The organism is Stieleria sedimenti (assembly GCF_025060895.1).
In the GTDB taxonomy this organism is placed as follows: Bacteria; Planctomycetota; Planctomycetia; order Pirellulales; family Pirellulaceae; genus Stieleria; species Stieleria sedimenti.
In genome coordinates, this window is sequence record NZ_JANZKV010000220.1 from 1 (window position 1) to 8,240 (window position 8,240).

Below are 8,240 nucleotides of genomic sequence, written 5' to 3' on the forward strand. Positions count from 1 at the left end.
TGGGCGCCCGGACGCTGGCGCGAACCGGCTGATGTCAATTGATGATCAGCCGTGACGCCATAAAAAAAGCCGCGAGGGACAAGTGAGTCCCTCGCGGCAGCGATTTCCAGAACTGTGGCTGGAGTCACCTTCGCCTACCGAGTTCGCCTTAGCGATCGGTAAAGTCCAGGAACCACCATCCGTCATCCCATTCCAATGACACCTTACGCCATCCCATCGGGACTTGGGGGTAAGGATAGAACGGGCCGATGTAGGGCCACGCCGAGGGGCTGTACTGCTGAGGGTAAGTCAGGGCAGCATAGTTCGGGTAAGATGCGTAGCCTGGCCAAGCGTAGTTGGGCAGGTTGGGAGCGTCGTAGCGCGGGGCTCCCACGCCGGCACCATGATTCATCGCGACGGGAGTGCCTTGCATCGGCATGCCCATGGCGGGGGAACCCATCACCGGAGTCGCGGCTTGGGCGACCGGAACGGGCTGATTCATTTGGTACGGCGACGCCATCGTGGGAACATGGTCCACGTTGACCGGCGCCATCCGATTGCTTGCCAGTTGAGCTGGCACGCCGGTGGGGCGGCTGAGTGCCGGAGCGGGCTGACCGATCACGGTGATCGCTTGGTCGATCCCTTGAACGCCGGGTGCGGATTCGGCAATGCTGATGATCCGCTGGCGTTGTTCGATCGATCCGGCGCGGCCTTCGATCGACACGATTCCATCGAGGCATTTGACATCGACGCCAAATCCCTTCAGTCGTCCGTCTTTCTGGGCGGCACTGAGCGCCTGGACGACGCCGGCAACGACGTGTTGGTCGCTCATTCCGGCGGGTGCAGCCAGCTCGACCGCGGCAGTGGTCTGAATTTGACCGGGGGCGATTTCCAAAGCAGCAAGGCTTTGGTGTGCGTCCGCGATCATCGGCTCAAAAACCGCTTCAGGTTTGGTTTCGGCGGGTTGCTGCAGCCCTGCCGACAGCATGTTGCGGAGCGATTGATCGCTCGTAGCAACTGCCGGCTCGGCGGCCTTGTCCGCTGTTTTCGCAGCCTTGACGGCGACTTCGTCGACGACCTTTTCGATCCCGTCAACGCCTTCGGCGGCTGACAGGACGAGCTGCTTTTGTTCGCTCTCGCTGACACTGCCGCGGAACAGGACGATGCCCTGGTCCACTTTCATGTCGAGCGTAAAGTCTTTGAGGGCACCGGAGTCACGGCTGCCCTTCAAACGGGTCATGATTTCTTCGGCAATCTCTCTGTCGCCGCCAAAGGCCGAAGCTGGGCCCAACGCGGTGATCGCAGCGATCGCCAATCCTAGATACTTTCGTCGCATGGGAAATGCCTCCTACAGTTCCAAATCGCTCCGGCCGGTGACGTTGCAAGAGCCGCCCGCGACGTTCGCGGGACTCTTTATCACGGGTGGCACAACGCCTACGGAAAATCCGTGTGGGACCGGTGTTGCTGTAGATTTCGGCGGTTCCGCCTGCTATCAGGTAGGTTTTTTCGGATTTTGCCGTCGAATCAAGCGTGCGAAGCCGTAAAGATTACCTAACTTGCCGCAGAGGTCACCGAATCGATCGCGGATCGCAGTTCGGCAACAAATTCGGCCACCGCGTCGCGTGCCTCGGCGGCATCGGCGTGCTCTGCAATCCGTCGGACAATCGCCGAACCGACGATCAGTCCGTCGGCGACCGGAGCCAGCTTGGCCGCGATTTCCGTGCCGCTGATCCCAAATCCGATGCAAATCGGCAGCTCCGTCTGGCCCCGCAGCCAGCTCACGCTCTCGAGCAGATCCGCCGGAAGCTCATTCCGCTCGCCCGTGATTCCGGTCACGGACACGTAATACAGAAAGCCCGAAGACGAATTCGCGATTTCAATCTGACGCTGCCGTGGCGTTGTCGGCGTGACCAATTGAATCAAACTGAAATCTTCGTCACGACAAATCTGCGACAGTTCGCCGGCCTCTTCGACCAATAAATCCGGCACGATGGCTCCGGCGTACCCCGCCGCCTTGGCCCGTTGGACGTATTCCCGCAGCCCCACCCGATAGATGATCGCGTAGCTGACCATCGTCACCAGCGGCATACCCAACCCGGCCGCCTTGTCCTTGCCCAATTGAAAGGCGTCCTGCAACCGAAATTTGTGATCGAGCGCCCGCTGATAGGAGGCTTGGATCACCGGGCCGTCGGCAATCGGATCACTATACGGAATCCCGATTTCGCATAAATCCGCACCCGCGGCGGCCAAACCGTCCAGAATGGTCCCCGTCGCCTCGATGCTCGGATCGCCCGCCGTGATAAACGGCATCAATGCCTTTCGTTGTTCAGATTTCAAACGGGTAAAGAGGTCGTCGATGGCGGACATGTCGTGGCGTCAACGGGATGGATAGGAAAATGGAAGGGCAGAGGGTGTGGAAAGGGTACTCAAAACAACGGGCGCGGTTTAGACCCCCGAACCGATCCGACCGGCCGCCACTTCGGATTCGATCGCCGCAGCCAACATCAACAGCTGCAGCAACTGCCCCAGCGAATGGGTGTCAATCACCGGCAGGCGGATCAGATTTTGTCGTACACCTACCGCCTCAAGCTGCCGCCGGATCGCGGGCAACTGGTCGCGATGCAACTGCGGCAGGGCCGATGAATCATCCAGACTGCTGACCGAGCCGGCCGGTGCGATGGGGAGCGGATCGGTGCGAATGGCGTCGACGACGACATGGTTGCAAATGATCGAACCACCTGTCCGATGCCCGCGTTCGAGTTGTCGCAGCACGTGGCTCCGGGCAAAATCCGTCGCCAAATCAGCGGTCTCGCTATCCCATCGCCGTTCGGCCCGGGGCAACGTTCGACGCCATCGGTCCAGCCCAGCGAGACTGCGTGCCCACCAGGCAAACTGTCGTGACGGCTCGATCGACGATCGCAAACCGTTCGGTCCGACGAAACCGTTGGCGGCTAAGAAATGCAAGACGAGATTCGTCGCAAATGGCTCGCTGCGGAAGTTCGCGTTGACCGCCGCTGCCCCGACGAGCAGTTGGATGCAATCGAGTCCCAGGAATGCCGATGGCAGCAATCCTAACGGCGTCAACACACCCCACCCGTCGACAAGGTTGCTCGAAACCCGCAGCCGTTCGCCGCAGCCGGGGTAGCACTTTGAAATCTCGGCGGCAAATCCGGCGTCTCCGATCGGCGTGACCAGGCGTGACTTCAGTCCCGAATCCATCTCCCCGCCGGCGATCCTGTTTCGGTGCAGCAGATGTTGAAGCACCGGACGGCCATGGACCGGAGACGCGTTACCGGCGGCGATCAACGCCCAACCGGTCTCCGCCGCGCTGTCGCCGTACCCGCCGACGGCCAGCCGGTTGAGCAGCGATTGCAGCTGATCGTTGTCCAGTTCGTCGTCGACGAAGTAGACTCGCGGTTTGCTGCCGCGGGCCGCCCGATCGAGTTCATTGTGATACGGATCGCAGCACGCCCGGAACAGTGCTTCGCCGCCGGCGACATCGCCAACGGATCCGACGACGACCAATGCGTCAACGTAATCATGCGTGTGGTTGGCAATTCGAAACACATGCCCGAGTTCACTCGCCTCGCGATACCTCTCATACGCCAACAACTGTTGTTCCGGCATCGAAAAGAACGTCTGCGTTTCCGGCAATCGCGGTGTCAGCGCTTCGGCGTCATCGAAATCGCTGGCCTGCGAGTCGACAAACTCGTCGCGGACGCGTTGCAGTGCGGCGATCAACGGCCGAGATGGCGTTTCTTGGTCGGTTTCGAATCGCAGCAGCGGCATCGGCGAGCGGGATCACAAAAAGTAACAACAAGAATGAAACGCCATCGATAGCGGAGGCCCTCGATGGCGTGAATGTCGTACTTTTGCACGATCAACGCAATGAGCGATCGATCAGAATTGCGACAGCAACTCGTCGAGTGCACGCAAGGATTCTTCGTCATCGGTATCCGCACCCGAATCGGACGGCATGGCGTTCATGGCGGCAACCGAACTCTAAGCGTTGACGGAGCACGAGACCGATCGCAAGGTCCCGTTGGAAGAATCTCACCCGCAATCCACCGACGAAAAAACGGGTTTCCCTGGCCCACTTTGGAGGACGCCCCGTCTGGGCTAACATTCTCCTTATTCGCTGCCGAGAATCGCCGGCAGTTTGGCAACCCAGCCCCCTTTTGATCCACGCCTTATCGACTCCAGAACCATGACCGAAGTCCGCCGAAAACCCGTCGTTTTGATTGTTCGTGATGGATGGGGCGAGAACCCGTACCCCGAGTGGGACAAGGCCAACGCCGTCGTCCAGGCCAAAATTCCTGTCTCCGACGCGCTGATGGAAAACTATCCCAACGTGTTGATCAAGACATCCGGCGAAGACGTCGGGCTGCCCGCCGGTGTGATGGGCAACAGCGAAGTCGGCCACCAGAACATTGGTGCCGGTCGGATCGTGGATCAAGAGGTGATGCGAATCACCCGTTCGATCCGCGAAGGCGAGTTTTTTAAGAACGAAGTGCTGTTGGGGACACTCGAACACATCCGCAAGACCGGCGGCAAGCTGCACATCCTGGGGTTGATGTCCGACGGCCGCGTTCACAGCGATCTGGATCACGCACTGGCCGTCGTCGACTTGTACAAAGACAGCGGGCTGCCCGCGGATCGGTTGGTCGTGCATGCGATCACCGACGGCCGCGACACCTCGCCCAACGGCGGCTTGGGCTATGTGCAAAAAGTCCAGGACAAACTCGATGCCGCCGGGGTGGGCCGTGTCGGGACCGTCGTCGGCCGTTTCTATGCCATGGATCGCGACCTGCGATGGGAACGCGTCCAAACAGCCTACGATGCTTTGACCAAGGGGGCCCAACGCACCGCCGCGTCGGCCCAAGAGGCGATCCAGGCCTACTACGACAACCCCACCGAATCGAGTCGCAGTGGTGACGAGTTCATCGAAGCGACGTCGATCGTGCCCGATGGCGGTTCGCCCGCGACCATCGGCGACGGAGACGCGGTCGTGTTCATCAACTATCGCGGTGACCGGACCCGTGAAATCACCAAAGCGTTCGTGTACGACGACCAGCAATGGGCGGACATTCCCGGCGGCGGTTTTGATCGCGGTGCCAAGATCAACGATCTGTACTACGCCACCATGACGGGTTACGAAACCGGGCTGCCCGTCGAAGTCATTTTCGAAAAGCCCCCCAAGATGCCCAACATCCTCGGCCAGTACATCAGCGAGAAAGGGCTGAATCAGTTCCGCTGTGCCGAGACGGAAAAGTACCCTCACGTCACATTCTTCTTCAACGATTACCGCGACACCCCGTTCCCCGGCCAAAACCAGGAAATGGCCCAATCGCCTCGCGACGTTTCGACCTATGACCAGAAACCCGAGATGTCGGCTGCGGAGGTCACGCAGTTCGTGCTCGATGAAATCAAATCCGGCCGCAGTGAACTGATCATCGTCAATTTTGCCAACGGTGACATGGTCGGTCACACCGGAGTCTTAGCCGCCGCGGTCAAAGCCGTGGAAACGGTCGACGCGTGTGTCGGTCAGCTCGTCGACGCGACCTTGGACGCCGGCGGATCGCTGGTGATCACCGCCGACCACGGTAATTGCGAACAAATGATCAACCCGGAAACCGGCGGACCGCACACCGCGCACACCACCTACGATGTTCCGCTGATCGTCGTCGAGCCTGGGTTGGAAGGAAAAACCTTGCGCGAGGGTGGCCGGTTGGCCGACATCGCGCCGACGGTCCTGGCCTTGATGGGGCTGGAAAAGCCGGTCGAAATGACGGGTGAAAGCCTGATCGACCTGTCGTGATCCGGATTTGGAATCCGCAGGGGCGGCGCGCCACCGGTGACAATTTCGCTCGCCCCTGCTAATTTTTCTTTCACGCTGCCGCCTGTTTTTTTGCCCGCCGATCCGCCAACCCCGCCCCTGAAACGACCATGAGTGATTCTGCATCGAGCATCGTTTACACGTTCACTGACGAAGCTCCCGCGCTTGCGACGCTGTCCTGGCTGCCGATCGTCCAAGCGTTTACGGCAAAGGCTGGCGTGGCGGTCGAGATCAAAGACATTTCGTTGGCGGGTCGCATTCTGGCAAATTTCCCAGAATCGCTCAGTACCTCGCAACAGCGTGAAGACGCGCTCACCTTGCTCGGCGAACTGGCCAAAACGCCGGAAGCGAACATCATCAAATTGCCTAACATCAGCGCCTCGATCCCGCAATTGACCGCGGCGATCACTGAATTGCAGGCCGGCGGTTTTGACATTCCCGATTACCCCAGCGATCCGAAGACGGATGCCGAGCAGGAAATTCGTGCCCGGTACGCCAAGGTGCTCGGCAGTGCGGTCAATCCCGTGCTCCGCGAAGGCAACTCGGATCGTCGGGTGGCAACCGCGGTCAAGAACTACGCCAAAGCCCATCCGCACTCGATGGGTCAGTGGTCCTCCGATTCGCCGTCGCACGTCGCCCACATGACCGAAGGCGATTTCTATGGCAGCGAAAAATCAGCGATCCTCGAGAACGCCGGTTCGTTGAAAATCGAGCTGGTTGCCGCCGACGGAACACGCACCCCGCTGCGTCCGCCTGTGCCAGTCGAGGCCGGCGAAATTGTCGACGCGTCCGTGATGTCCATCAAACCACTGCGCGCGTTCTATGAGAACCAAATCGCCGACGCGCGAAAGTCCGGAATCCTGCTCTCGTTGCACCTGAAAGCAACGATGATGAAGGTCTCCGATCCGATTCTGTTCGGTCATGCCGTCAACGTTTACTTTGCAGATGTGTTCAAAAAGCACGCCGATACCTTCACCGAACTGGGCGTCAATCCCAACAACGGCGTCGGAGGCCTGGAGGCCAAGCTGGCAGGGCTGCCGGAAACGAAAGCCGATGAGATCCGAAAAGACATCCAAGCGGCCTACGAAAATGGACCGTCGCTGGCCATGGTCGATTCCGACCGGGGCATCACTAACTTGCACGTGCCCAGCGATGTGATCATCGACGCGTCGATGCCGGCGGCCATTCGCAGTTCGGGAATGATGTGGGGGCCGGACGGAAAACTGCATCCCACCAAAGCACTGATCCCCGATCGCTGTTATGCCGGTGTTTATCAAGCCGTGATCGAGTTCTGCAAAGAGAACGGTGCGTTTGACGTAACAAAGATGGGTTCGGTCAGCAACGTCGGGCTGATGGCGAAAAAGGCCGAAGAGTACGGCTCTCACGATAAAACATTCGAGATCCCCGCGGACGGAACGGTCGTGGTGAGCGATGACTCGGGGGCGGTGATGTTTGAACACGCTGTCGAAGCCGGCGACATTTGGCGGATGTGCCAAACCAAAGACGTGGCGGTTCGCGATTGGGTCGGTCTGGGGGTCCAACGGGCGCGGCTGACCGGAACCCCCGCCATCTTCTGGCTCGATGACCAACGCGGTCACGACGCCAACCTGATTAAAAAGGTCAACGAGTATCTGGCCGATCATGAGACCGACGGCTTGGACGTCCAGATCATGAACACCGTCGACGCGACTCGACACGCTTGTCAACGTGCCCGCGATGGTCAGGACACCATCGCGGTGACCGGCAACGTGCTGCGGGATTACCTGACCGACTTGTTTCCCATTCTGGAACTCGGCACCAGCGCCAAGATGCTGTCGATCGTCCCGCTCTTGGCAGGCGGAGGCTTGTTCGAAACCGGAGCCGGTGGTTCGGCCCCCAAGCATGTCCAGCAATTCGTGTCCGAAGGTCACCTCCGCTGGGATTCACTCGGCGAGTTCCTGGCGCTGGCCGTTTCGCTGGAAGACCTGGGGCGAAAAGCGGATAACAATCAGATTGCCGTCTTGGCCGAAACGCTCGATGCCGCGACCGATCAGTTTCTGGTCGAAGACAAATCGCCCAAACGCAAGGTCGGCGAGCTTGATACCCGCGGCAGTCATTTCTACATGGCGCTCTATTGGGCCGAAGCCTTGGCCACGCAAACGAAAGACGCCGAGCTTGCGGGAGCCTTCGCGCCGGTGGCCAAGGCACTGCGTGAAAACGAAGCCAAGGTGGTCGACGAACTCGGCGCCGCACAAGGCAAATCGGTCGACCTGGGAGGCTACTACCAGCCCGACTGCGAAAAAGCCACCGCCGCGATGCGCCCGAGCACCACCCTCAACGAAGCGATCGCAAGTTTGGGGTGAGCCGTTTGGCGCGAGCCTACGGGCGTTGTCGTCGGACTACCCCGAACGGGGTCAAAGCCAGTAGCCGGAGGTGAGCGGAGCGA

5 protein-coding genes are annotated in these 8,240 nt (G+C 60.1%); 2 read left to right on the forward strand and 3 right to left on the reverse strand.

Annotated features, from left to right (window positions below):
- Positions 1 to 148: 148 nt before the first annotated feature.
- The 3 genes from NZK35_RS26450 to NZK35_RS26460 all read right to left on the reverse strand — a co-directional run bounded on the left by NZK35_RS26450 (position 149) and on the right by NZK35_RS26460 (position 3,768).
- Entirely contained in the window at positions 149 to 1,315 is a 1,167-nt protein-coding gene (locus NZK35_RS26450) for a BON domain-containing protein (protein ID WP_259635527.1), read from the reverse strand.
- 215 nt (positions 1,316 to 1,530) lie between these two features.
- Complete coding sequence (gene trpA, locus NZK35_RS26455; protein ID WP_259635528.1) at positions 1,531 to 2,346, reverse strand: tryptophan synthase subunit alpha; 816 nt, start codon at positions 2,344 to 2,346, stop codon at positions 1,531 to 1,533.
- A 78-nt stretch (positions 2,347 to 2,424) separates the two neighbouring features.
- The gene (locus tag NZK35_RS26460) at positions 2,425 to 3,768 is read right to left on the reverse strand and encodes a hypothetical protein (RefSeq protein WP_259635529.1); all 1,344 of its coding nucleotides are present in this window, start codon (positions 3,766 to 3,768) and stop codon (positions 2,425 to 2,427) included.
- Between the two features lie 418 nt (positions 3,769 to 4,186).
- Here NZK35_RS26460 and gpmI point away from each other — a divergent pair, with 418 nt between their 5' ends.
- Both gpmI and NZK35_RS26470 read left to right on the forward strand, forming a co-directional pair.
- Positions 4,187 to 5,797 (forward strand): 2,3-bisphosphoglycerate-independent phosphoglycerate mutase, encoded by a 1,611-nt coding sequence (gene gpmI, locus NZK35_RS26465; RefSeq protein WP_259635530.1) that lies wholly within the window; start codon positions 4,187 to 4,189, stop codon positions 5,795 to 5,797.
- A 128-nt stretch (positions 5,798 to 5,925) separates the two neighbouring features.
- Positions 5,926 to 8,157: an NADP-dependent isocitrate dehydrogenase gene (locus NZK35_RS26470; RefSeq protein WP_259635531.1), complete on the forward strand. Its 2,232-nt coding sequence runs from the start codon at positions 5,926 to 5,928 to the stop codon at positions 8,155 to 8,157.
- Positions 8,158 to 8,240 lie beyond the last annotated feature (83 nt).